20 protein-coding genes and 2 tRNA genes are annotated in these 23,980 nt (G+C 68.6%); 7 read left to right on the forward strand and 15 right to left on the reverse strand.

Annotation, left to right across the window (positions count from 1 at the left end; genetic code table 11):
- Positions 1-18: 18 nt before the first annotated feature.
- The 5 genes from VPH43_RS21045 to surE form a co-directional block, all read right to left on the reverse strand.
- Positions 19-810, reverse strand: coding sequence for a 3'-5' exonuclease (locus tag VPH43_RS21045; protein WP_328579716.1), 792 nt, complete (start codon positions 808-810; stop codon positions 19-21).
- The gene (gene rpoS, locus VPH43_RS21050; RefSeq protein WP_442909326.1) at positions 810-1,724 is read right to left on the reverse strand and encodes an RNA polymerase sigma factor RpoS; all 915 of its coding nucleotides are present in this window, start codon (positions 1,722-1,724) and stop codon (positions 810-812) included. Before rpoS ends, VPH43_RS21045 begins: the two co-directional genes overlap by 1 nt.
- Before the next feature lie 121 nt (positions 1,725-1,845).
- Positions 1,846-2,733, reverse strand: coding sequence for a peptidoglycan DD-metalloendopeptidase family protein (locus VPH43_RS21055; RefSeq protein ID WP_328579718.1), 888 nt, complete (start codon positions 2,731-2,733; stop codon positions 1,846-1,848).
- A 34-nt stretch (positions 2,734-2,767) separates the two neighbouring features.
- On the reverse strand, positions 2,768-3,580 hold the full coding sequence (locus VPH43_RS21060) for a protein-L-isoaspartate(D-aspartate) O-methyltransferase (protein WP_328579719.1): 813 nt from the start codon (positions 3,578-3,580) through the stop codon (positions 2,768-2,770).
- Positions 3,577-4,329: a 5'/3'-nucleotidase SurE gene (gene surE, locus VPH43_RS21065; protein ID WP_328579720.1), complete on the reverse strand. Its 753-nt coding sequence runs from the start codon at positions 4,327-4,329 to the stop codon at positions 3,577-3,579. The genes VPH43_RS21060 and surE overlap by 4 nt, the downstream gene beginning before the upstream one ends.
- Positions 4,330-4,433: 104 nt before the next feature.
- On the opposite strand from surE, the gene VPH43_RS21070 reads away from it, so the two are divergent.
- The 3 genes from VPH43_RS21070 to VPH43_RS21080 all read left to right on the forward strand — a co-directional run bounded on the left by VPH43_RS21070 (position 4,434) and on the right by VPH43_RS21080 (position 8,570).
- The gene (locus tag VPH43_RS21070) at positions 4,434-5,411 is read left to right on the forward strand and encodes an NADPH:quinone oxidoreductase family protein (protein WP_328579721.1); all 978 of its coding nucleotides are present in this window, start codon (positions 4,434-4,436) and stop codon (positions 5,409-5,411) included.
- A gap of 126 nt (positions 5,412-5,537) precedes the next feature.
- The gene (locus VPH43_RS21075; RefSeq protein WP_328579722.1) at positions 5,538-6,275 is read left to right on the forward strand and encodes a response regulator transcription factor; all 738 of its coding nucleotides are present in this window, start codon (positions 5,538-5,540) and stop codon (positions 6,273-6,275) included.
- A gap of 36 nt (positions 6,276-6,311) precedes the next feature.
- Positions 6,312-8,570 (forward strand): sensor histidine kinase, encoded by a 2,259-nt coding sequence (locus tag VPH43_RS21080; protein ID WP_328579723.1) that lies wholly within the window; start codon positions 6,312-6,314, stop codon positions 8,568-8,570.
- 38 nt (positions 8,571-8,608) lie between these two features.
- Here VPH43_RS21080 and VPH43_RS21085 read toward each other — a convergent pair.
- Positions 8,609-8,684: transfer RNA gene (locus tag VPH43_RS21085), tRNA-His, on the reverse strand.
- Between the two features lie 179 nt (positions 8,685-8,863).
- Here VPH43_RS21085 and VPH43_RS21090 point away from each other — a divergent pair.
- Complete coding sequence (locus VPH43_RS21090) at positions 8,864-9,058, forward strand: hypothetical protein (protein WP_328579724.1); 195 nt, start codon at positions 8,864-8,866, stop codon at positions 9,056-9,058.
- 49 nt (positions 9,059-9,107) lie between these two features.
- Here the strand turns inward: VPH43_RS21090 and VPH43_RS21095 are convergent, their stop codons facing one another.
- The 7 genes from VPH43_RS21095 to uvrC form a co-directional block, all read right to left on the reverse strand.
- Positions 9,108-11,054, reverse strand: a complete 1,947-nt coding sequence (locus tag VPH43_RS21095; protein WP_328579725.1) for a SurA N-terminal domain-containing protein — start codon at positions 11,052-11,054, stop codon at positions 9,108-9,110.
- 130 nt (positions 11,055-11,184) lie between these two features.
- Positions 11,185-11,260: transfer RNA gene (locus VPH43_RS21100), tRNA-Val, on the reverse strand.
- A 45-nt stretch (positions 11,261-11,305) separates the two neighbouring features.
- Positions 11,306-11,578, reverse strand: a complete 273-nt coding sequence (locus VPH43_RS21105) for an HU family DNA-binding protein (protein ID WP_328579726.1) — start codon at positions 11,576-11,578, stop codon at positions 11,306-11,308.
- Between the two features lie 245 nt (positions 11,579-11,823).
- The gene (locus VPH43_RS21110; RefSeq protein ID WP_442909321.1) at positions 11,824-12,735 is read right to left on the reverse strand and encodes a DMT family transporter; all 912 of its coding nucleotides are present in this window, start codon (positions 12,733-12,735) and stop codon (positions 11,824-11,826) included.
- Positions 12,736-13,311 (reverse strand): CDP-diacylglycerol--glycerol-3-phosphate 3-phosphatidyltransferase, encoded by a 576-nt coding sequence (pgsA, locus tag VPH43_RS21115; RefSeq protein ID WP_328579727.1) that lies wholly within the window; start codon positions 13,309-13,311, stop codon positions 12,736-12,738.
- A gap of 20 nt (positions 13,312-13,331) precedes the next feature.
- Complete coding sequence (locus VPH43_RS21120) at positions 13,332-13,829, reverse strand: hypothetical protein (protein ID WP_328579728.1); 498 nt, start codon at positions 13,827-13,829, stop codon at positions 13,332-13,334.
- Complete coding sequence (gene uvrC / locus VPH43_RS21125; RefSeq protein WP_328579729.1) at positions 13,816-15,756, reverse strand: excinuclease ABC subunit UvrC; 1,941 nt, start codon at positions 15,754-15,756, stop codon at positions 13,816-13,818. The genes VPH43_RS21120 and uvrC overlap by 14 nt, the downstream gene beginning before the upstream one ends.
- Before the next feature lie 43 nt (positions 15,757-15,799).
- Between uvrC and earP the strand changes: the two genes are divergently transcribed.
- From earP to mnmC, 3 genes are all read left to right on the forward strand, one after another.
- A complete protein-coding gene (earP, locus tag VPH43_RS21130) occupies positions 15,800-16,813 on the forward strand; it encodes an elongation factor P maturation arginine rhamnosyltransferase EarP (RefSeq protein ID WP_328579730.1) in 1,014 nt (337 codons plus the stop codon).
- Positions 16,814-16,918: 105 nt separating this feature from the next.
- On the forward strand, positions 16,919-17,473 hold the full coding sequence (efp, locus tag VPH43_RS21135) for an elongation factor P (RefSeq protein WP_328579731.1): 555 nt from the start codon (positions 16,919-16,921) through the stop codon (positions 17,471-17,473).
- Positions 17,474-17,534: 61 nt separating this feature from the next.
- Positions 17,535-19,442 carry an FAD-dependent 5-carboxymethylaminomethyl-2-thiouridine(34) oxidoreductase MnmC gene (mnmC, locus tag VPH43_RS21140; protein WP_328579732.1) on the forward strand — a complete coding sequence of 636 codons (1,908 nt, stop codon included), beginning with the start codon at positions 17,535-17,537 and terminating at the stop codon, positions 19,440-19,442.
- Here the strand turns inward: mnmC and VPH43_RS21145 are convergent.
- Both VPH43_RS21145 and VPH43_RS21150 read right to left on the reverse strand, forming a co-directional pair.
- On the reverse strand, positions 19,425-20,813 hold the full coding sequence (locus VPH43_RS21145; protein ID WP_328579733.1) for an efflux transporter outer membrane subunit: 1,389 nt from the start codon (positions 20,811-20,813) through the stop codon (positions 19,425-19,427). The genes mnmC and VPH43_RS21145 overlap by 18 nt on opposite strands.
- Positions 20,810-23,977 carry an efflux RND transporter permease subunit gene (locus VPH43_RS21150; protein WP_328579734.1) on the reverse strand — a complete coding sequence of 1,056 codons (3,168 nt, stop codon included), beginning with the start codon at positions 23,975-23,977 and terminating at the stop codon, positions 20,810-20,812. Before VPH43_RS21150 ends, VPH43_RS21145 begins: the two co-directional genes overlap by 4 nt.
- Positions 23,978-23,980: the final 3 nt, after the last annotated feature.

Here is a 23,980-nt window from a genome sequence, read left to right on the forward strand (position 1 = left end):
GACGGATTATCGGGGGCGCTACTTCCAGGCCTGCAGGTACTCGGCCCAATGCGGCTCGGTGATGCCTTCGAGCGTCTTCTTCACGAACTCGATCTCGCGCTCGTATTCGGCGTCGGTGAAACCGCCGCGCATCTTCTGGAAGCGGCAATACAGCAAGTAGGTGTTCATCACGTCGGTTTCGCAATACCGGCGGATGTCATCGACCTGGCCTTGCAGGTACGCCGGATAAACGGCCGAGCCGTCCATGCCCAGCTTGCCGGGAAACCCGCACAGCTTGGCCATGGCGTCCAGCGGTGCATTGGCGCGCGGCTGGTACATCGCCAGCACGTCCATCAGGTCCAGGTGCCGCATGTGGTAGCGGCCGATGTAGTTGTTCCACTTGAACTCGCGGTCGTCCTCGCCGAGGTCCCAGTACTTGTTGGCCACCACGCCATGGCGCAGGCCGCGGTAGTGCAGCACCGGCAGGTCGAAGCCGCCGCCGTTCCAGCTGACCAGCTGGGGCACGTGCTTTTCCACGCTGTTGAAGAAGGTCTGGATCAGCTTGCCTTCCTGGCTGATGCCCTCGGGCTCGCGGTCGACGAAGGAATGCACCCGCAGGCCGTCCGCATTGCGGAACACGCAGGAGATGACGAGCACGCGCTGCAGGTAGTGCGGCATGAAGTCGCTCTTGCCGCCTTCGGCGCGCTCGGCGAGTTCGCGCGCATACACCTCGGCGTCGGTGAGTCCGTCGTCCGCGCCGCCACGCAGGGCGCGCAGGCCCGCCACGTCGGGAATCGTCTCGATGTCGAACACCAGGACCGGCCAGGCCATCAAAAGATCGAGTCCCGGTCGATGCCCTGGCGCAGCATGCGGCGCTTGAGCTTGAGCAGCGCTTCCTGCTGAATCTGCCGGATGCGCTCCCGCGTGAGCCCCATGCGCTCGGCCAGCACCTCCAGCGTTTCCGGCTCGCGGTCGCGCAGGCCATAGCGGCCGGCCAGCACTTCGCGCTCACGCTCGTTCAGCTCGGACAGGCCATTGGCCAGCAACTGCTCCACCTCGTGGTTCAGGGTCTGGCCCAGCGGGTCCATGGCCTGGTCGTCCGCCACGGTGTCAAGCATGGATTCGCCGGCTTCGGCGCTGCGCTCCAACGGCGCATCCAGCGACGCCGGCTGCTCGGCAAAACGCAACAGGTCGGCCACTTCCTGTACCGGGCGGCCCAAGACGGCGGCAATCTCGTCCACGCTCACCGGCCGGTCGCCCTGCACACCGCGCGCACTGTCGGCTTCGAGGGCGCGGCGCGCCTTCAGCACATGGTTGAGCTCACGCACCACATGCACCGGCAGGCGCACCAGGCGCGCCTGGTGCATGATCGCGCGCTCGATGTTCTGCCGGATCCACCACGACGCGTAGGTGGAGAAGCGGAAACCACGCTCCGGCTCGAACTTGCCGATGGCATGCATCAGCCCGAGGTTGCCTTCCTCGATCAGGTCGGTCATCGGCAGCCCGCGGCCGAGGTAGTTCTTGGCGATGCTCACCACCAGCCGCAGGTTGCGTTCGATCATGGCCTGCCGGGCTGCGAAGTCGCCAGCGCGCGCCTTGGTCGCGGTGTCGTATTCCTCCTCGGGGCTCAGCAAGGGCGCGCGGCGGATCTCACGCAGGTAGGTCTGCAGCGTGTTCCCGATGTCCGGCTCGCCCGCCGGCAGGTCGGCCATGGCACGCACGGGCTCCTGCTCATCGAGCGGCATGCCGGCGAAGTCCGGCGAGCCCGCGTCGGGTGTCAGCGACGGCAATGGCACGGCGCCTGCATGCCCGTTTCGCGTCTCGCGTTTTTTGGTCATGCATGCGCCTCGTGGATGGGCCGCCTGGTCAGCGTTGCGGCAGGAGCTTGGCCGGGTCGATCGGCTTGCCTTGTTTGCGGATCTCGAAATGCAGCTGCACGCGCTCGGCGTCGCTGGAGCCCATCTCGGCGATCTTCTGGCCGCGCTTGACCACCTGCTCTTCCTTCACCAGCAAGGTCTGGTTGTGGGCGTAGGCAGTGAGGTAGGTGTTGTTGTGCTTGACGATGACCAGGTTGCCATAGCCGCGCAGTCCGGAGCCGGCATACACCACGCGGCCGTCGGCGGCCGCATACACCGGGTCGCCCGCCTTGCCGGCGATGGCCAGGCCCTTGCTGCCGGAATCATCAAAGCGCGCCACCACCGGGCCGCTGGCCGGCCAGGCCCAGTTGAGGTCGTCTTCCGGCTCACGCGGCGTGGCGAGCGGGGCCACGATCTGCCCCACCGAAGGCGGGGCCGAAGCGGTCGCTGCAGGCGCGGAGGCTGCACTGGCCGGCGCGGACGCGGACAAGGGACGCGTTTCCACCTTGGGCGGCGTGACACCGCGCGCGGACGCCATCGTGGGGTCGGTGCCCGGCGCGACCACGCGCAGCACCTGCCCGACTTCGATCACGTTGGGGTTCTCGATGTTGTTCCACTTGGCGATGTCGCGCCAGTTCTGGCCGGTCTCCAGCCCGATGCGGATCATGGTGTCGCCCGGCTTGACCGCGTAGTAGCCCGGCTTGCCCAGGTTCTCGATGCCCGGCGGCGGCGGCTTCACCGGCTCGGCAGGGGCGGAAGCGGCGGCGGCCGGCGCACGGACCACGGCCGAGCGTTCTTCCACCGGCGCACGGCGGCTCGGCGATGCGCATGCCGCAAGCAACGCGGCCAGCATCAGGCAGGCCACGATGCGCAGAGCGCGCAAGGGTTGCACTCCCATCAGTTCTTCACCTTGTAGTTGAGTTCGCCCTCTGTCAGGCAACACCCGATTTTAAAGGGACGAAATGCACCGCCTCATGAACCTTTCGTATCCACTCCGACTCGGTGCGGTCCACCACCATGAGCACCTGGCCGCGCCCGCCCGCCGCCTGCATCGGCGCCACCAGCCGGCCGCCGACGGCCAGCTGCTCCAGCCAAGCCGCGGGCAGGTCGCCCCCGCCGGCGGCGGCGATGATGCTGTCGTAAGGCGCATTGGGCGGATGGCCAACCCGGCCGTCGCCATAGACCAGGCGCAGGTTGTTCCGGCGCAGCGGTGCCAGCAGGGTGCGGGCCTTGTCGTGCAGCGGCTTGAGCCGCTCGATGGACACCACCTGGTCGCCCAGTTGCGACAGCAAGGCCGCCTGGTAGCCGCAGCCGGTGCCCACCTCCAGCACGCGCCCCAGGCGCCCGGGCGCACGCCCCGGCGCGGCCAGCAGCAGCTCGATCATGCGGCCCACCACCGACGGCTTGGAGATGGTCTGGCCCAGCCCGATCGGCAGGCTGGTGTCTTCATACGCCTGGGCGATGAGCGCCGTGTCCACGAAGGCGTGGCGCGGCACGCTGGCCAGCGCTGCGAGCACCGCCTCGCTGCGCAGCCCGTCGGCGCGCAGGCGGGCCACCATGCGCTCGCGCACACCCGCGGAATCGAGGCCCAGCCCGGTGGGTGCGGCGCGGCGCTGTGCGTCGGCGGCGGCCTCGTGCACCGGGCGCTGCGGGCGCAGGGTCGCAGCACGCGCCGTGCGGACCACCGGCGCCAGGCGGTCCAGCGCGAGCGGGAACTTGGGCGGACGCTGCCCGCTGCCGCTCAAGGCGCGTTCCCCAGGCGCTGGGCCCAGCCGCTCAAGCCGGCATGGTCGGTGAGGTCGACCTGCAGCGGCGTGATGGAGACGGCGCCATTGGCCGTGGCATGGAAGTCGGTGCCCTCACCGCCTTCACGCGCATCGCCGGCGGGTCCGATCCAGTAGATCGGCTCGCCGCGCGGGTTGGCCTGGCGGATCACCGGCTCGCTGGCGTGCCGCCGGCCCAGCCGGGTGATGCGCCGCGGCAGGCGGTCGGCATCCGGCCGATTCGGGATGTTGACGTTCAGCAGCCACGGTGCGGCGGGCGGCCGCGCGGCGAGCACCTGCTCCACCAGCTCGCGCGCCAGGCGCGCCGCGGCATCCAGGTGGGCCCAGCCCTTTTCCACCTGCGAAAACGCGATCGCGGGAATGCCGAAGAGGTAACCCTCCATCGCGGCAGCCACGGTGCCCGAATAGAGCGTGTCGTCGCCCATGTTGGCGCCGTTGTTGATGCCGGAGAGCACCAAGTCGGGCCGGCGCTCCAGCAGGCCGGTGAGCGCCACATGCACGCAGTCCGACGGCGTGCCGTTGACATAGCGGTAGCCGTTGGCCGCTTCGTACACCGACAGCGGCCGGTTCAGCGTCAGCGCATTCGAGGTGCCGCTGGCGTTCTGCTCGGGTGCGATGACTTCGATGTCGCCCAGGCCCTGGCAGGCTTGCACCAGCGCCTGCAGCCCGGGAGCCAGGTAGCCGTCGTCGTTGGCGATGAGGATTCGCATCGGCGCGATTGTAGGGAGTCGTCACCTGTGTGACGCGATGTCGAGCACCCGCTGCCTATCATGCAGACCGATCGCGAGACATTGAGCTCGCACAAGGAGATGCGATGAAAGCCTGGCTGTGCGAAAACCCGATCGGCCCTGAAGCATTGCAGTGGCGCGAGCTGCCCACGCCCCAGCCCCAGCCCGGTGAAGTGCGCATCGCGGTGCGCGCGGCGAGCCTGAATTTCCCGGACCTGCTGGTGGTGCAGAACAAGTACCAGGTGAAGCCGCCGCTGCCCTTCGTGCCCGGAGCGGAGTTCTCCGGCACGGTGGACGCGCTGGGCGAAGGCGTCAGCCACCTCAAGGTGGGCGACCCGGTGGCCGCCATCGGGGTGGCCGGCGGATTTGCCACCCATGCCTGCGTGAACGCCAGCCAGGTGATGCCGCTGCCCGCCGGGTTCGACCTGGAGGACGGCGCCGCCTTTGCCTTCACCTACGGCACCTCCCACCACGCGCTGATCGACCGGGGGCAGCTGAAGGCCGGCGAAACGGTGCTGGTGCTGGGCGCGGCCGGTGGCGTCGGCACGGCGGCAGTGCAGATCGCCAAGGCGGCGGGCGCGCGTGTGATCGCCGGCGTGTCCAGTGAGGAAAAGGCGCAGCTGTGCCGCCAGATCGGCGCCGACGAGACGCTGAACTACGCCACCGAGAACATCCGTGAGCGCCTGAAGGAGCTCACCGCCGGCAAGGGCCCCGACGTGGTGTACGACGCCGTGGGCGGCGACCTCGCCGAACCGGTGTTCCGCTCCATCGCCTGGCGCGGCCGCTACCTGGTGATCGGCTTCGCAGGCGGCGGCATTCCCGCCCTGCCCTGGAACTTGGCGCTGCTCAAGGGCGCCTCGGTGGTCGGTGTGTTCTGGGGCGATTTCGTTCGCCGCGAACCCAAGGCCAATGCCAAGGCGCTCGCCGAGCTGGCCGGCTGGTACGCCCAGGGCAAGGTCAAGCCGGTGATCGACACCCGCCTGCCGATGAGCGCGCTGATGGACGCCTATGCCCGCATGGGCACGCGTCAGGTCAAGGGCAAGCTGCTGCTCGTCAACGAGTAGGGCGCCCGGCAACCACCCCTGCGCAAACGAGGGGGGCAGGCCCGAGGCGCGCCGGCTATGCGCTACGATGCGACCCCGCATGTCGGTACCGTTCCCAGGCATCGGCATACGAGGGGAGAACACATCATGGCCGTCAAGGTCCTCATCCTGGAAGACAACCCTGTCGCGCGCAGCTTCCTGTGCCGCGTCGTGCGGGAAAGTTTCAGCGATGCCATCGTCATCACCGAAGCCGGTGATCTGGAAAGTGCACGCCGGCACATCAGCCTGACCGGCGGGCCCCGTGGCCTGCATGGGGTGGACCCGTTCAAGCTGATCCTGGTGGACCTGGAGCTGCCCGACGGCAACGGCATGGAGCTGCTTACCGAGCTGGCCCACTACCCGGCCACCAAGATCGTCACCACGCTCTATTCCGACGACGACCACCTGTTCCCGGCGCTGCAGCGGGGCGCCGACGGCTACCTGCTGAAGGAAGACCGCTTCGAGGTGCTGGTGGAGGAGCTGCAGAAGATCGTGCGCGGCCAGCCGCCCTTGTCGCCAGCCATCGCGCGCCGCCTGCTCACCCACTTCCGCAGCGGCTCCGGCGGTGAGGCGCAGGCGCCGGACTCCGGCTTTGCGTCGTTGCAGGGCTTCCAGACCAGCCGTCCGGTGCCGATGGAAAAGCCGCTCGACCACGAACGCCTGACACCGCGCGAGAGCGAGGTGCTCACCTACCTGAGCAAGGGCTTCACGATCAAGGAGATCGCGAGCCTGATGGGCATCAAGTGGTTCACCGTCAACGACCACATCAAGTCCATCTACAAGAAGCTGAACGTCTCCAGCCGCGCGGAAGCGGCGGTGCTCGCCAGCAAACAAGGCCTGGTCTAAGGCGACGCACCGGCGCAGCGCGACGCCGTTTCCGCCATGGCCGCGCATCCGTCCCCCGCCAGCGAATTCGCCTCCACCGGCGCGGATTCCGTCTTCGATGCCAGCACGCTGGAGCGCACGCTGGGGCAGCGCCTGCATCCCGCGCGCTGGATCGGCTGGCGCCTGCGGCTGCTGCTGGCCGCTGCGCTGCTTGGTTCCGTCGGGCTGTTCCTGCTGATCCGTGATCTCACGGCAATCGCCCATGTGGACGCGGTGTGGCGCGCCAACTCCCAGGGCCAGCTCGAACTGGTGGCGTCCAACGACCCGCGGCTGCAGGCGCTGGAAGGGCATCAGCTGCTCGGGATCGCCGGTGCCGATGGCGCCGTGCTGGTGGTGGATTCCCTTGCACTGCAGCGCTCGCCGCGCTGGCTGATCGACGACGCACAGCGGGTGCGCCATGCCCAGCTGCAGGATCGCCTGGCGCAGCTGTTCAGCCAACCCGAGGTGCGCCTGTTCTTCCGTGACGGCGCCATGGTGGAGATGAAGCCGCAAGCCCGCGGCGCCGGTGGCCTGGGGGCGCTGTTCTGGCTGCTGTGCGCGCTGGCGCTGGTGCTGTACCTGATCGGCATGGTGGTGGTGCTGGCACGGCCCACCGTGCGCAATCTGATCTATGCGCTGATGGCGCTGTGCCAGTGCGGCAACCTGTTGTTCATCGCGATCGAGTCCGCGCCCGGCCTCGGCATGCCGGCGGGCTTTGCGCGCTGGGACCTGCTGGCGCGCATTGCGTTCGACCTCGTCACCGGAGCGGCGCTGGTGCATGCCACTTCCGTGCACCCCCGTGTGCTGCCCGGCCGCCGCATCGTCAGCGGGCTGGCCTGGCTGGTGGCCCTGGTGCTCATCAGCGCCACCGCGGCCGGCGTGGTGCCGCAGCTGTGGTGGCAGGTGCAGGGCGCCACCATCGGCTACGGCGTGGCCGCCATCATCCTGCTCAGCTGGTCGTACCGCATCGAGCCGAATCCCTTCGCCATCGTGTTGCGGCGCTTTGGCGTGGTGGGCCTGGGCACGCTGATGCTGCTCACGGTGGCGATCTGGGTGGCCGACCGCCAGCCGGGCATGCAGTTCAACATCGCAGCGGTCGGCTCGGTGATCTGGTACGTGTTCCTCGCGTCGCTGCTGCTGCTGGTGCCCTTCCTGTCGCGCTCGCAGCAGGTGATGCGGGAGTTCTCGATGCTGGCGGGCATCAGCACGGTGGCCACCTCGCTGGACCTGCTGTTCGTCGCCGTGTTCTCGCTCGGCCAGTTCGCCTCGCTCACGCTGTCGCTGTTCCTGTCGCTGGGTGTGTATGCCGGCGCGCGGCAGTGGATCCTGAACCAGATGCTCGGCAACCACATGCTCACCACCGAGCGCATGTTCGAACAGCTGTACCGCATCGCGCGCGAGGTGGAGGCCCATCCCGAGAAGACCGGCGAGCTGCTCTCACGCCTGCTGCGCGAGCTGTTCGAGCCGCTGGAGGTGATGCAGATCGAGCGCTTCTCGCGCCACACCCGGGTGGTGGGCGACGGCTCCACCATGCTGGTACCGGTGCCCGCGCTGGCAGAAGACGCGGACACCCAGCCGCGCGCGGTGGTGCTGCGCTTTGCGCACCGCGGCAAGCGCATGTTCACGCTGGAGGACGCACGGCTCACCGACCGCATCGTGGAGCAGCTGCGCCGCGCCGTGGCCTTTGACAAGGCGGTGGAACAAGGCCGCAGCGAAGAGCGGGCGCGCATCGCGCAGGACCTGCACGACGACATCGGTGCCCGCCTGCTGACGCTGATGTACAAGGCCTCCAATCCGGAGATGGAGGATTACGTCCGCCACACGCTGCAGGACCTGAAGACGCTGACGCGGGGGCTGGCTGCGTCCAGCCACCGGCTCACGCACGCGGCGGCTGAGTGGAAGGCCGACATCACGCAGCGGCTGTCGGCCGCGCACTGCGACCTGCACTGGTCCTTCAGCTGCGACCGCGACCTGGTGCTCACCGTGGTGCAGTGGTCGGCGCTCACGCGCATGCTGCGCGAGCTGGTGAGCAACACGATCTCGCATTCGCAGGCCAGCCAGGTGGACATCGACATCCTGTTCGAGGGCGACGTTTTCACCCTGCGCGTCAGTGATGACGGCATCGGCCGCAATCCGCAGAGCTGGTCGCACGGACTGGGCCTGGGTGGCGTGCGCAAACGCGTGAAGCTGCTGGGCGGCGAGGTGGAATGGCGCGACAACCAGCCGCGCGGCATCTGCTGCTCGGTGCGCATCCGCGAGCTGTCGGCGCAGAAATGACAACGCGCCCGGGAGGGCGCGTCGTCAAGGGTGTTCGGTGGGGTGGCTGATGGGACTCGAACCCACGACGACCAGAATCACAATCTGGGACTCTACCAACTGAGCTACAGCCACCGCAGCGGAGTCCGCGATTATAGCCTCGGATTGGCCCGGTTTGTCGTGTTGCGTTGCGATGCTGGCGCCCGGCCATCGCGCACGCCGATTGCCGAGGGAAGGCAAGCCCCGCCACTGATGGAGTTCACCATGCCTTCCCCGTCCCGCGATCCGGCCCGGTGCCGGCAAGGAGGCCGACGATGGCGCAGATGATGCCTTCCCTGCCCCGCACACCGTGGATCAACCTGTGCGCGCTGCAGCTGATCCGCTTGCGGCCGGACGTGCCCCCCGAGACCTTGCTGCTCGTCGCCACGCTGCTGTGGAACGAATCGCCCGAGCTGCCGCCGCAGGAGGCGGCTCTGCAGGAAGCCCGGGAGTGGACTGCCCTGCACTGAGGAAGGTGGACGCCGCGGCGTAGCGCGGCGCACCGGTCAGCGCAGCGCGTCAGCGTGATGCTGCGGATGCGGCGCTGTCCGCCGAGCCGGCCTTGGCCGTGTCAGCCTTGATCTCCGTCTTGTAGCGCGCCTTTAGCGCGGCCAGGTAGGCTTGCGTTTCCGCGTTGGCCCAGGCTTGCGCGTAACGAGGCTGCAAACCTTTCAGCTCTTCCGACGCCGCGTCAGGCGCCTGCACCTTGTTGAGCCGCACCACCGCATAACCCTGGTCCCCCAGGTCCACGCCCAGCGGCGCAGGCAGCTTGGCCGCATCGGCCTTCATCACCGCGTCCACCACCGGGCGGGGCAGGTTCTCGGGCTTGATGCGCGACACGGCCACCGGCTGGCCCAGGCCTGCCGTATCGCTGCCTTGCTTGAGCTGCGCCAGGCGTGCCTCGCCGTCCTTGCGCGCCAGGGCGGCGGCTTGGGCTGCGGCCACGCGTTCACGCACCCGGTCCTTCACCTCGGCCAGCGGCAGCACGTGTGCCGCGGTGTACTGCACCACCCGCGCCGCCGCCAGCTGGTTGGGCCCCACCTCCACCGCCTGGGTGTTGCGCTTGTTGCGCAGCGCGTCGGCACTGAACACCGCCTCCACGAACTTGTCCGAGGACAGCGGGCCGTTGCCAGGCGGCAAGGTGGCATGCTGGATGGTGGCGGTCTTCTTCTCGAGCTTGAGCTTGTCGATCACCGGCTGCAGGGTGTCGGGCTGCTCGTACACGGTGTTGGTGAACTGCTCCGCGGCTTCGGCGTACTTGCGCTGCGCGAGCTGCTTCTTCACCTCGTCCTCGATGCTGGCTCGCACGGCCTCCAACGGCTTCTTGTCGCCGCCGCGCACTTCCTCGAGCTTGATGATGTGGAAGCCGAAGTCGCTTTCAACCACGTTGCTGATGTCGCCCGGCTTGAGCGCAAAGGCCGCATCGGAGAACGGCTTGACCATGGCTTCGTGGTTGAAGAAACCGAGCTCGCCGCCCTGCTCCCTGGAGCCCGGGTCTTCCGAATTCTTCTTCGCCACGTCCGCGAATGCAGCCGGGTTCTTGCGCACTTCAGCGAGCAGGCTTTCGGCCTTCGCCTTGGCCTTCGCGCGGTCGGCGGCAGGCATGTCCTTGTCCGCCTTGATCAGGATGTGTGCCGCGCGGCGCTCTTCCGGCACGGCATAGCGCTTCTCGTTCTGCTGGTAGTAGTCCTGCAGCTCCTTGTCGGAGACCGTGACGCCCTTCTTCAGCGCTTCCAGGTCCAGCACCACATATTCGATGGCGGCCTGCTCCGGCGCGCGGAACTGCTCCTGGTTCGCCGGGTTCTTGTAGTAGGCCTCGATGTCCGCATCAGTGGGGTTCACCTTGGCCAGGTAGTCCTTGGTGTCGAAGCGCTGCACCTGCACCTCGCGCTGCTGCAGCAGGGCATCCAGGCCGGTCTTGGAGACGCTGGAGGGCGCGAGCACCGTGGCGCCGATGCCATCGATCACCTGGCGCAAAGCGAGGTCTTGCCGCATGCGCGACTCGAAGATCGCGGGTGTCATGCCCTGTGCGTTCAACAGCTGTTCGTAGCGCGCCTTGTCGATCGAACCGTCCGGGTTGCGCAGCGGTGCCAGCTCCGGCATGGTGCGCAGCGCGTGCAACAGGCGCTGGTCGGTGGTGGCCAGGTGCAGGTCGTTCGCCGCCGTGGCCAGCACACGCTCGCGCACCAGCTGCTCCAGCGTCTGCTGCTTCATCTCCGGCGTGTCGAACATCTTCACGTCCAGGGTGGGCATCTGCGCGCGCATGCGCTCGATCTGGCGCTGGTGGGCCGCGTCCCATTCGGTCTGCGTGATGGCCTGGCCGTTCACCTTGGCCACCGTGGCGTTGCCGCTTTCGGTGAAACGGTTGTAGCCCTGGACGCCGAAACCGATGACGAAGGAGGGAACAATCACCAGCAGCAGCAGGAACTGCAGCAGCTTGGTGTGCGTGCGAACGAATTCGAACATGGAGACCTCAGATGCGACAAAGGCGAACCAGGGTTCGCCTTGTGTCTTTGATGGGGCTGCAAGAGTGCCCCGTTGGCGCGTCGGCCGCGGATTCTAGCGGAGCGACGGCCGGCTGCGAGGGGGGTTCGGGTGGTGGGTGCTGACGGGTTCGAACCGCCGACCTACGCCTTGTAAGGGCGCCGCTCTACCAGCTGAGCTAAGCACCCGTGTGTCGATTCCAGAGAATGGAAGCGCCGGGTACCCGAGTGCGCTTACTTGAGCGCGTCCTTCAGCGCCTTGCCGGCGCGGAACTTGGGCACCTTGGCGGCCTTGATCTTGATGGTGTCGCCGGTGCGCGGATTGCGGCCGCTGCGGGCCGCACGCTTGGTGACGGAGAAGGTGCCGAAACCGACCAGCGACACGGAGTTGCCTTTTTTCAGCGTCGCTTTCACACCGCCGATGACGGCTTCCAAGGCGCGGCCAGCCGCTGCTTTGGAGATGTCCGCCTGCATCGCGATGTGGTCAATCAGTTCACTCTTGTTCACGTAGGTACCCCCTCTCAAGGTGTCTCGACGAAGTGTTCGGTGGAGTGCCGGATGGCGCGGTGCCGCGGGGCAGTTCTGCTCGATTCATTACAGCGGCGCGTCCTGGCAGTGTCAAGCGCGGAAGCGGATTCTATGCGGATTCACCACCCCCTCCGGGGGGCAAAAGTGCACGCGTTATCTCGCTTGACAGCCTGCAGGGCGTGGGCTGCTTTGCGGCACCGATACGCTGTTGCGCAGCGACGCCCTCATGGGCCTGCGGGTGCCGATGACGTCGCCGCCGGCTCGCGCACGACCAGGGCCACGCCGATCGCGGTGAGCGCAAGCCCCGCAAGCACCGGCGCCGACAGGGCTTCGCCGAACAGCCACCAGGCCTGCAGCGCGGTGCAGGGTGGCACGAGGTACAGCAGGCTGGTCACGCGCGTGGCCGCGCCGCGCTGGATGAGCAGGAACAGCAGCGAACTGCCGCCCAGCGTGAGGCACAGCACCGACCATGCCAGCGCACCCACCAGCTCGGGATGCCAGCGCATCGGCTCGTCCTCCAGCAGCGCCAGCGGTGCTGTCACCGCCAGTGCGGCGACGAGCTGCACGAGGGTCGCAGTGCGCACGTCGTTGCTGCGTACAAAGCGCTTCTGGTACAGCGTGCCGACCGTGATGCTCACCAGCGCAAACACCGCCAGCATGAGGTTGCCTCCGGTCACCTCGCCGGCACCGAGCTTGCGCCACACCACCAGCAGCAATCCGGAAAGGCCAAGCAGCAGCCCCAGCCATTGCACCGGCCGCACGCGCTGCTCCTGCCCGGTCCAGGACACCCACAGCGCGGTGAGCACCGGCTGCAAGCCGACCACCAGCGCCACCGTGCCCGCCGACAGGCCAGCCTTCACCGCCGCCCACACGCCACCGAGGTAACCAGCGTGGATGAGCATGCCGGTCACCGCCAGGTGCAGCCATTGCGTCGCACCGCGCGGCCACGTGGGGCGGCTGAACGCCACCCATACCAGGAACACCAGCACCGACAGCGCATAACGCAGGCTGAGAAACCCCAGGGGCGGCGCATGCGGCATGCCGTATCGCGCCACAATGAAGCCGGTGCTCCAGATGAGCACGAACACAGCCGGCATGGCGCCCAGCAGGCGGGCGCGCGGGCTGGCCTGCGCCACCTACCTGGCCTTGGCCCGGATCTCGGGCAGCGCCTTGCGCAGGTAGTACACCATCGACCAGATGGTGAGCACGGCGGCGATGTAGATCAGCACGGTGCCCCACATGCGGGTGTCGATGAGGCCCAGCACGGTGCGGTCCAGTAGCAGGAAGGGGATAGCGATCATCTGCACCGTGGTCTTCACCTTGCCCAGCATGTGCACCGCCACGCTGCGCGAGGCGCCGATCTGGGCCATCCATTCGCGCAGCGCGGAGATGGCGATCTCCCGGCCGATGATCACCAGTGCCACCAGCGCGTCCACCCGCTGCAGGTGCACCAGCACGAGCAGGGTCGAACAGACCAGGAACTTGTCGGCCACCGGGTCCAGGAAGGCACCGAAGGACGAGGTCTGGTTGAGCTTGCGCGCCAGGTAGCCGTCCAGCCAATCGGTGAGCGCGAACACGACGAACAGCACCGTCGCAATGAGGTTGCGCATGCCGGGCCCCAAGCTGTCGAGGGGCAGGTCGTACACCCCGACAATCAGGGGAATGCAGACGATGCGGGCCCAGGTGAGCAGGGTCGGGACGGTGAAGAACATCGGCCGATTATGGGGTGGCTTCACTCGTCCAGCGTTCGGGGCTTGAAGCGCCGGTCTTCGTCGAACAGGAACACCTCGGCAAACTTCCACGGTTTTTTCAGGTGCCGCATGTCGCCATACGGTGCGGCCCGGCGCACGGCATCGATGGCGATCTGCGTGGTGTCCTTGGCCTGGCGGGGCTGGCGCAGCACATGGATGTTGCGCACGCTGCCGTCGCTGTTGAGCTCGATCTCCAGCACCGGGATCGCCAGCAGCGGATCCGGTGCCGCCGTGGTGTAAGTGATGCCCGGGTTGGCGGCCACCATGCGCACCGCGGCCTGGCGCCTGAACTCGTCCCAGTTGCGCGCGGCCACCGGAGAGGCCAGTGCCACCGTAGCAGCTGTGCCGGACGACGACGGTGCAGCGTTCACCGGGGCCTGCGGCGCGTCCATCGGCGGCAGCGGCGAGGAGCCACAACCGGCCAGGAGCGCGGCGGCGGCCACCACCATGCCGGCCAGGCGAAGTTCAGTGAAGCGCACGATAGATCTCCTCGGCCAGTTCACGCGAGATGCCGTCGACGCCGGCCAGGTCGTCGACGCCCGCATTGGTGACACCCCGCACGCCGCCAAAACGCTGCAGCAGGCGTGCACGCTTCTTCGGGCCCACGCCGGGAATGTCCTCGAGGCGGCTGCCGCCGGTGCGTACCTTGGCGCGGCGCGCGCGCATGCCGGTGATGGCGAAACGATGTGCCTCGTCACGGATCTGCGCCACCAGCATGAGCGCCGCGGAGTCATGGCCCAGGTACACCTTGGGCCGGCCATCCGCGAAAACAAGCTCCTCCAGCCCCACCTTGCGGCCCTCGCCTTTTTCCACGCCCACGATGAGTGAGAGGTCCAGGCCGAGCTCCTCGAACACCTCGCGTGCCATGGACACCTGACCGCGGCCGCCATCCACCAGCACCAGGTCCGGCATGCGCGCCGACCCCGTGGCCACGCCCTCGGCCAGCTTGGCATAACGGCGCGTGAGCACCTGGCGCATGGCGGCATAGTCATCGCCGCCGGTGATGCCGTCGATGTTGTAGCGCCGGTACTGCGAGCTCTGCATCTGGTGGTTCTCGAACACCACGCAGGACGCCTGAGTGGATTCCCCGGCGGTGTGGCTGATGTCGAAGCACTCGATGCGGAAGGCGTCCATGTCCTCGGGCGCCAGGTCCAGCGCCTCCACCAGCGCGCGGGTGCGTTCGCGCTGAGAGCCTTCTTCGGCCAGCAGGCGGGCCAGCGCGAGCTCGGCGCCCTTGATCGCCATGTCCTGCCAGATGCGGCGCTGCTCGCGCGGCTGGTGCTGCGCCGTGACCTTCACGCCGCTGTGCACGCACAGCGCGTCGATCAGCGCCTTGTCCACCGGATGGCTCAACACCAGTTGCGGCGGCACGGGGCTGTCCAGGTAGTGCTGGGCGATGAAAGCCTCCAGCACCTGCACCTCCGGCGAGACCTCGTCCGCACGTTCCTGGACCTGCTCCGCGCTGAGCGCCGTGGCTTCCTCCACATGGGTGGGAAAGTAGGCGCGGTCGCCCAGGTGCCGGCCGCCGCGCACCATGGCCAGGTTCACGCAGGCGCGGCCGCCCTGCACGCGCACGGCCAGGATGTCGACGTCCTTGTCTGTCGCGCTGAGCGAGCTGGCATCCACCGACTGCTGGTGCAGCACGCGCGACAGCGCGGCGATCTGGTTGCGCGTATCCGCGGCGCGCTCGAACTCCAGCGCTTCCGAATAGGCGAGCATCTGCGCCTGCAGGCCGTCGATCACCTCCTGCTGCTCGCCGAGCAGGAAGCGTTCGGTGTTGGCCACGTCGCGCTGGTAGTCCTCCGCCGAGATGAGGCCTACGCAGGGCCCCGAGCAGCGGCGGATCTGGTACAGCAGGCAGGGGCGGGTTCGGTTGTTGAACACGGTGTCCTCGCAGGTGCGCAGGCGGAACACCTTCTGGATCAGCTGGATGGTCTCCTTCACCGCCCAGGCGCCCGGGTAGGGGCCAAAGTAGCGGTGCTTCTTGTCCACCGAGCCGCGGTAGTAGGCCACCCGTGGGAAGCCATGCGACACCAGCTTGAGGTAGGGGTAGCTCTTGTCGTCCCGGAACAGGATGTTGAACTTCGGGTTCAACGTCTTGATCAGGTTGTTCTCGAGCAGCAGCGCCTCGGCTTCGGTGCGCACCACCGTCGTTTCCATGCGCGCGATGCGGCCCACCATGTGGCCGATGCGAGTGCCGCCATGGTCCTTGTGGAAGTAGCTGGATACGCGCTTTTTCAGGCTGCGTGCCTTGCCCACGTAGAGCACGCCGCCGGCCGCGTCGTAGTAGCGGTACACACCCGGCAGGCTCGGCAAGGCGGCCACCTCGGCCAGCAGGCGCTCGCGGGTGGCGTCGACCGGCGTGTCGGGCACGTCGGGGGCGGTGGACAGGGGCGTGTCGTTCATCTCGCTTCAATTGTGCCGCGCGGGCCCAAAACATAATCGCGGCATGCGCTGGGACCTCTTCTGCCGCGTGATCGACAACTACGGCGACATCGGCGTGTGCTGGCGCCTGGCCGCCGACCTGGGCGCACGTGGCGAAACAGTGCGTCTCTGGGTGGACGACCCCTCCGCCCTGGCATGGATGGCGCCGCAGGGCGCGGCCGGTGTGGAGCTGGTGAACTGGACCGCCGAGCCGCCGGGGCTGGTGCCCGGCGAGGTGGTGGTGGAAGCCTTCGGCTGCGACCCGCCGGCGGCGTTCGTGGCCCGCATGGCGCTGCAGCGCCCACCGGTGTGGGTGAACCTGGAATACCTGAGCGCGGAGGACTACGTGGAGCGCAGCCATGGCCTGCCTTCGCCGCAGCGCAATGGCCTGACCAAGTGGTTCTTCTATCCTGGGTTCACGCGACGCACCGGCGGCCTGCTGCGGGAGCCCGGGCTGATGGCGGCGCAGGCGGCCTTCGACCGCACCGCGTGGCTGCATGAGCACGGCATCCATCCCACTGCTGGCGAGCGGCTGGTCAGCGTGTTCTGCTACGACGACCCGGCGCTACCGCAGCTGCTGCAGGCGCTGGGGCAGGAGCCCACCCTGGTGCTGCTGGCGCCGGGCGCGGCGCAACGTGGCGCGGCGGGGATGCCGGCCCTCACAGGCGTGCGCATGCAGGCGTTGCCGTGGCTGACGCAAGCGGACTTCGACCGCCTGCTCTGGAGCTGCGATGTCAACTTCGTGCGCGGCGAAGACTCTTTCGTTCGCGCCCAGTGGGCGGGCGCACCCTTCGTCTGGCACATCTACCCGCAACGCGACGGCGCCCATGCGGCCAAGCTGGAAGCCTTCATCGACCATCTGCAACCGGATGCCGCGGTGCGCCAGCTATGGCACGCCTGGAACGGGCTGGCGCCATGGCCGGCGAAATTGCCGGCCGTGCAGGACTGGGCCTCGGTCTGCCTGGCCTGGCGTGACACCCTGCTCGCGCAGCCGGACCTTGCCACGCAGTTACTGAGCTTCGTCCAGCAAAAAGGTTAAAATCAGCGGCTTTGCGCATTCGCGCCGGCACGGTCCAACCAGTCGGTCGACGGAACGCGCACCCTCCCACGCGTTCCAGAACGCTCATCCTTTCGACATCCCGTTATGAAACTCGCTCAGGAAATCCGCGCCGGCAACGTGATCATGCAGGGCAAGGACCCGATGGTCGTGCTCAAGACCGAATACAGCCGCGGCGGCCGCGGCGCCGCCACCGTGCGCATGAAGATGAAGAACCTGCTCAACGGCGCCGGCGCCGAAGTGGTGTTCAAGGCCGACGACAAGATGGACCAGATCGTGCTCGATAAGAAGGAGTGCACGTACACCTACTTCGCCGACCCGATGTACGTCTTCATGGACAGCGAATACAACCAGTTCGAGGTGGAAGCCGAGAACATGGGTGACGCCATCAGCTACCTCGAGGACAACATGTCCGTCGAAGTGGTGTTCTACGACGGCAAGGCCATCTCGGTCGAACTGCCCACCACCGTGGTGCGCGAGATCGAGACCGAGCCCGCCGTCAAGGGCGACACCTCCGGCAAGGTGATGAAGCCCGCCCGCCTGGTGGGCACCGGCTTCGAGATCGCCGTGCCGCTGTTCGTGGAAAACGGCGACAAGGTCGAAATCGACACCCGCACCCACGAATACAAAAAACGCGTCTGATCCTTCAGGCGCCAACCGCAAAGGGCACTTCGGTGCCCTTTTGCCTTATGGTCGGCACGCCATGAAAACCGAAGCCATCCGGCCCGCGCGCATTGACTTCAGCGACGGCGCTGCGCCGGTGTCGATGGACTTCGGCGACGTGTATCACACGCGCACCGGCGCCCTCCCCCAGGCCCGGCATGTCTTTCTCGGTGGCAACGGGCTGCCGGAGCGCTGGCGCGGGCGGCGGCGCTTCGTGATCCTGGAAACCGGCTTCGGGCTGGGCAACAACTTCCTGGCCACCTGGCAGGCCTGGCGCGAGGACGTTCAGCGCTGTGGCCAGTTGGTGTTCCTCTCGATCGAGAAGCACCCGCCCACGCGGGACGACCTGCGGCGCGCGCACGCGCACTCGCCGTTGCAGGCACAGGCCGACGCGCTGGTTTCGGCCTGGCCCGCCCTCACCCCCAACCTGCACAGCCTGGATTTCGAGGGCGGCCAGGTGCGCCTGCTGCTCGCCCTGGGCGACGTGGCCGACTGGCTGCGCGAGCTGGTGGCCAGCGTGGACGCCTTCTACCTGGATGGCTTTGCGCCGGCGAAGAACCCCGCCATGTGGGACCGGCGCCTCTTCAAGGCCTTGGCCCGCCTGGCGGCGCCCGAGGCGACCGCCGCCAGCTGGACCATCGCGCGCCCCGTGCGTGATGGGCTCCACGAGGCCGGCTTCGTCGTGAATCTGGCGCCCGGCCTGCCGCCCAAGCCGGAGATGACGGTGGCGCGTTATGCGCCGGCCTTCACGCCGCGGCGCGCGCCCTCGCGCCTGACCACCCATGACCCGCCCACCGACGCGCTGGTGGTGGGCGCCGGGCTGGCCGGCGCCTGGGCCGCTCATGCGCTCGCCCGTGAAGGCGTGGCCTGTACGGTGATCGATCGCCACGCCAGCCCGGGCGCGGAAACGTCCGGCAATCCGGCCGGCCTGTTCCACGGGGTGGTGACGCCCGACGATGGCGCCCATGCGCGCTTCAACCGTGCGGCGGCGCTGTTCGCACAAAGGGCGCTGGCGCCGCTGATGGACAGCGTGCCCGGCCGCATGGAGGGCCTGCTGCGCCTGCATCCCGAAGGCGGCGGCGTCGCGGCCATGCAGGCGCAGCTGGCGCGGCTGGGGCTGCCGGCAGAGCATGTTCAGGCGCTGGACGCGGCCGCCGCCAGCACTCTCGCCGGGGTGCCGCTCGGCTCGCCGGCCTGGTTCTACCCTGGCGGTGGCTGGATCTCCCCGGCCGCCCTCACGCAAGCCCTTTTGCAGGGCATTCCGCTCGCCGCGCCGCACCAGGTGCAGGCCTTGCGGCCGCACGGGCTGCGCTGGCAGGCGCTGGACGAACGGGGCCACGTGATCGCCGAAGCGGCGGTGGTGGTGCTGGCCAACGCGGCCGACGCCCTGCGGCTGCTGGACCATCCCGCCTGGCCGGTGCAGCGCATCCGCGGCCAGATCACGCTGCTGCACACCGACGCGCCGCTGCCCCGGCTGCCGCTGGCCGGCGCCGGTTACGCCATCGCGCTCGGCCAGGAGCGGCTGCTCTGCGGTGCCACCAACCAGCCGGAGGATGCCGAGCCCCTGGTGCGCGAGGCGGACCACCGCAGCAACCTGGCGCAGCTGGCCCGCCTGCTCGGCACCGAGATCACACCGCGCGGCGAGCTCACCGGCCGCGTGGGCTGGCGTTTTTCTGCCGGCGACCGCCTGCCGGTGCTGGGGCCGGTGCCTGCAACCTTGCCGGAGAACACCCGGCTCGACCAGCCGCGCTTCGTGCCACGCCGGCCCGGGCTGTACACGCTCACCGCCCTGGGCTCGCGGGGCATCACCTGGGCGCCGCTGGCGGCGCAGGCGCTGGCCGCCTGGATCACCGGTGCGCCGATTCCGCTGGAGGCCACCCTGCTCGACGTGGTGGACGTCGCCCGGTTCACCAGCCGGGCGGCGCGCCGCTCAGCGGGCGGGCGCTGAGCCGGCAGCCGCCCAGCCACCACCGAGCGAGCGGTACACCGCCACCCGGTTCTGGATCAGCGCCAGCTGGCTCTGAAGCACCGCCTGCTGCGCCGCGAACAGCGAACGCTGGGCGTCCAGCAGTTCCAGGGAGCTTGCCACACCGTTCTCGAAGCGCAAGGTCGACAGTCGGTAGCGCACCGCCTCGGCGTCCGCCTGCGCCTGCTGCGCGCGCAGCTGCTCCTGCAGCGTGGCACGACCGGCCAGCGCATCGGCCACGTCGCGAAACGCCGCCTGGATGGCACGTTCGTACTGCGCCACCGCGATGTCGCGTGCCGCTTCGCTGCCTTGCAGGTTGGCGCGGTTGCGGCCGGCATCGAACAGCGGCATGAGCAGTTGCGGCGCGAAGGTCCAGGCGGTGCCATGGAACAGGCCGCTGAGCTCGTTGCTCGCGGTGCCGATGCTGCCGGTGAGCGAGATGCGCGGCCAGAACGCCGCCCGGGCCGCGCCGATGTTGGCGTTGGCGGCGATGAGCTGCTGTTCGGCCTGGCGCACATCGGGCCGCTGAAGCAAGACCTCGGACGGCAGGCCGGCGGGCAGGTCGGGCAGGCTGGTCGCGCTCCATGCCGCGGCCGGCGGCAGGCCGGCCGGCAGCGGCTGGCCCAGCAGCAGCTCCAGCGCGTTCTGGTCCAGCGCGCGCTGGCGCCGCTGCTGCACCAGGGCCACCCGGGCCGCTTCCACCAGGGACTGCGCCAGCTGCAGGTCCAGCTCGGAGATCACGCCGTTGTCAAACCGCAGGCGGGTCAGGCGCAGCGATTCTTCGCGCGTGGCCAGCGTGCGCTCGGTCAGCTGGATCAGCTCGTAATCGCCGGCAATGGCGTAGTACAGGTTGGCCACCGAAGCCACCAGGGCGATCTGCGCGGCCTTGCGCGCCTCTTCGCTGGCCGCCAGCTGGGCCAGCGCCGCATTGCTGAGCGAGCGCACGCGGCCAAACAGGTCCAGCTCGAAAGCGGCCACGGCAAAACCCGCGGTATAGGTGGTGCTGATGCTGCCGTTGGCTGCCGGCTGGCGCGTGGCTCCGGCGGCGAGGTTCACCGTGGGCCACTCGTCGGCGCGCCGCACGCCGGCCTGGGCGCGCGCAGCTTCGATGTTGAGCACCGCCACGCGCAGGTCGCGGTTGTTCGACAAGGCGGTGCTGATCAGCCGCTGCAGGCGCGCATCGGCAAAGAAGGCCTGCCACTCGCGTTGTGCGGCAGGTGTGCCACCGGCCGCTGCATCGGCGAACGGGAACTGCGCGGCCACCGGCGCAGCGGGCCGCTCGTAGGTTGGCGCCAGGCTCATGCAGCCCGCCAGCGCCGCCGCGCACGCCACGGAAAGAAGACGCGCGGTCATGCTTCGCCCTCCCCGCCCGTGGGTTTGCCGTTGCCGTTCAGCTCATGTGCGTACAGCTTGCGTTGGCGCTCGCTGCCGTGGAAGAACTTGCGCACCACCACGAAGAACACCGGCACGAACAGCACCGCCAGCAAGGTGGCCGTCAGCATGCCGCCCATCACGCCGGTGCCGATCGCGCGCTGGCTGGCAGAGCCGGCACCACTGGCCACGAAGAGCGGCAGCACGCCCAGCATGAACGCCATCGACGTCATCAGGATCGGCCGGAAGCGCAGGTGAGCCGCCTGCAGCACCGCCTCCACCGCGCCCTTGCCCTGGGCCTGCAGGTCCTTGGCGAACTCGATGATCAGCACCGCGTTCTTGGCCGACAGGCCGATGATGGTGATGAGGCCGACCTTGAAGTACACGTCGTTGCTGAAGCCGCGCAGGCTGGTGCCCAGCACCACGCCCAGCACACCCAGCGGCACCACCAGGATCACCGCCAGCGGGATCGACCAGCTCTCGTACAGCGCCGCCAGGCACAGGAACACCGCCAGCAGCGAGAAACCGAACAGCAGGAAGGCGGTGGAGCCCGACAGCTTTTCCTCGCGCGACTGGCCGGTCCACTCGAAGGCAAAGCCGGCGGGCAGCTGCGCGGCCAGGCGCTCCATCTCGTCCATCGCCTCGCCGGTGCTGCGGCCGGGCGCGGCGTCCCCCGAAATGCGCATCGCCGGATAGCCGTTGAAGCGCACCGACTGCATCGGGCCGGTGATCCAGCGCGTGGTGGCAAAGGCCGACAGCGGCACCGGCTGGCCGCGGGTGTTCACCGCGTTCAGGCGCAGCAGGTCGTCTGGCTGCATGCGGGCCGGCGCATCGGCCTGCACCACCACCCGCTGCAGACGGCCACGGTTGGGGAAGTCGTTCACATAGGTGGAGCCCAGCGCGGTGGAGATGGTGGCGTTGATCGCGTCAAAGCTCACGCCCAGGCTGCTGGCCTTGTCGCGGTCGATCTCCAGCTGCAGCTGCGATGCGTCCTCCAGGCCGTCGGGCCGCACGCCGGCCAGCACCTTGCTTTGCGCCGCCATGCCCAGCAGCTGGTTGCGCGCGGCAACCAACGCGTCGTGGCCGTTGCCGCCGCGGTCCTGCAGGCGGAAAGCGAAACCGGAGGCCGAGCCCAGCTCCGGAATCGGCGGCGGGCTCAAGGGGAAGATGAACGCATCGCGCACGCGCGACAGCGCACCGAAGGCGCGGCCGGCGACCGAGGCGGCGGAATGGTCGGCGCCCTTGCGCTCGTCCCAGGGCTTCAGGGTGACAAAGGCCAGGCCGGCGTTCTGCCCCTGGCCGGAGAAGCTGAAGCCCAGCACGCCCACCATGCTCTGCACTTCCGGCTGCTTGAGGATGAAACCTTCCACCTGCTGCATCACCTGCAGCGTGCGGTTGATGGTGGCACCCGGCGGCAGCTGCACGTTGACGATCAGGTAGCCCTGGTCCTCACCGGGCAGGAAGGACGACGGCAGGCGCGTGAACAGCAGCACCACCGCGCCGATGATGGCGGCATACACCACCAGCATGCGGCCGGTGCGCTGGAGGATACGTGCCACCGTGCCTTCGTAGCGCTTGGCGGTGCGGCTGAAGCCGCGGTTGAACCAGCCGAAGAAGCCGCGCTTCTCGTGGTGGTGGCCGGCTTCCACGGGTTTCAGCAAGGTGGCGCACAGGGCGGGCGTGAGCGACAGCGCCATGAAGGCCGAAAAGCCGATCGAGGCCACCATCACGGCAGAGAACTGGCGGTAGATGTTGCCCACCGAACCGGCAAAGAAGGCGAGCGGCACGAACACCGAGATCAGCACCACGGTCACGCCGACGATCGCACCCTGGATCTGCCCCATCGCCTTGCGCGTGGCGGCGCGCGGCGGCAGGCCCTCCTCGCTCATGATGCGTTCGACGTTTTCCACCACCACGATCGCGTCGTCCACGACGATGCCGATCACCAGCACCATGCCGAACATGGTGAGCACGTTGATCGAGAAGCCCAGCGCGTACAGCACGCCGAAGGTGCCCAGCAGCGCCACCGGCACCACGATGGTGGGAATCACCGTGTAGCGCCAGTTCTGCAGGAACAGGAACATCACCAGGAACACCAGCACCACCGCCTCGATCAGCGTCTCGGCCACCTGCTGGATGGAGATGCGCACGAAGCGCGAGCTGTCGTAGGGGATGCTGTACTTCACGCCCTGCGGAAAGTAGCGCGCCAGTTCGTCCATGCGCGTGCGGATGGCGGTGGCGGTGGCCAGCGCATTGCCGCTGGGCGACAGCTGTACGCCGATGCCGGCGGACGGCTTGCCGTTCAGCCGCGCCGAGGTGGCGTAGTTCTGCGCGCCCAGCTCGATGCGCGCCACGTCACGCAGGCGCACGGTGGAGCCGTCGGGGTTGGCGCGCAGCACCACGTTGCCGAACTGCTCCGGATTGGCCAGCTGGCCGTTGACCACCACGGTGGCAAAGATGCTCTGGCCGGGCACGTTGGGCAGGTCGCCGATGGTGCCGGACGACACCTGCGCGTTCTGCGCCCGGATGGCGGCGGTCACGTCGTTGGCCGACAGGTTGAAGCCCACCAGCCTGGCCGGGTCCAGCCAGATGCGCATCGCCCGCTCGGTGCCGAACAGCTGCGCCTGGCCCACGCCGGGGATGCGCTGGATTTCCGGCAGCACGTTGCGCGAGGCGTAGTCGCCCAGCGCGATCGGGTCGTAGGCCGGGTTGTCCGACGAGAGGATGGTGAAGAGCAGGAAGTTCGAACGCGCCTTGTCCACTCGCACGCCCTGCTGCGTCACCGCGGCGGGTAGGCGCGGCGCGGCGCGGCTGAGGCGGTTCTGCACGTCCACCTGCGCCAGGTCGGGGCTGGTGCCCGGCGCAAAGCTCAGCGTGATGGCGCCCGAGCCGTTGGCCTGGGTCACCGATTCCATGTACAGCAGGCCGGGCGAGCCGTTCATCTCCTGCTCGATGACGCTGATGACCGCGTCTTCCATGGTCTGGGCGGAGGCACCGGGGTAGAAGGCACTCACCACGATGGAGGGCGGCGCCACCGGCGGGTACTGCGACACCGGCAGCTGGGTGATGGCGACACTGCCGGCCACCAGCACGAACAGCGCGATCACCCAGGCGAAGATCGGGCGGTCGATGAAGAACTTCGACATCGT

This window comes from Ideonella sp. BN130291, assembly GCF_036231905.1.
Lineage (GTDB): Bacteria > Pseudomonadota > Gammaproteobacteria > Burkholderiales > Burkholderiaceae_C > CAMLIZ01.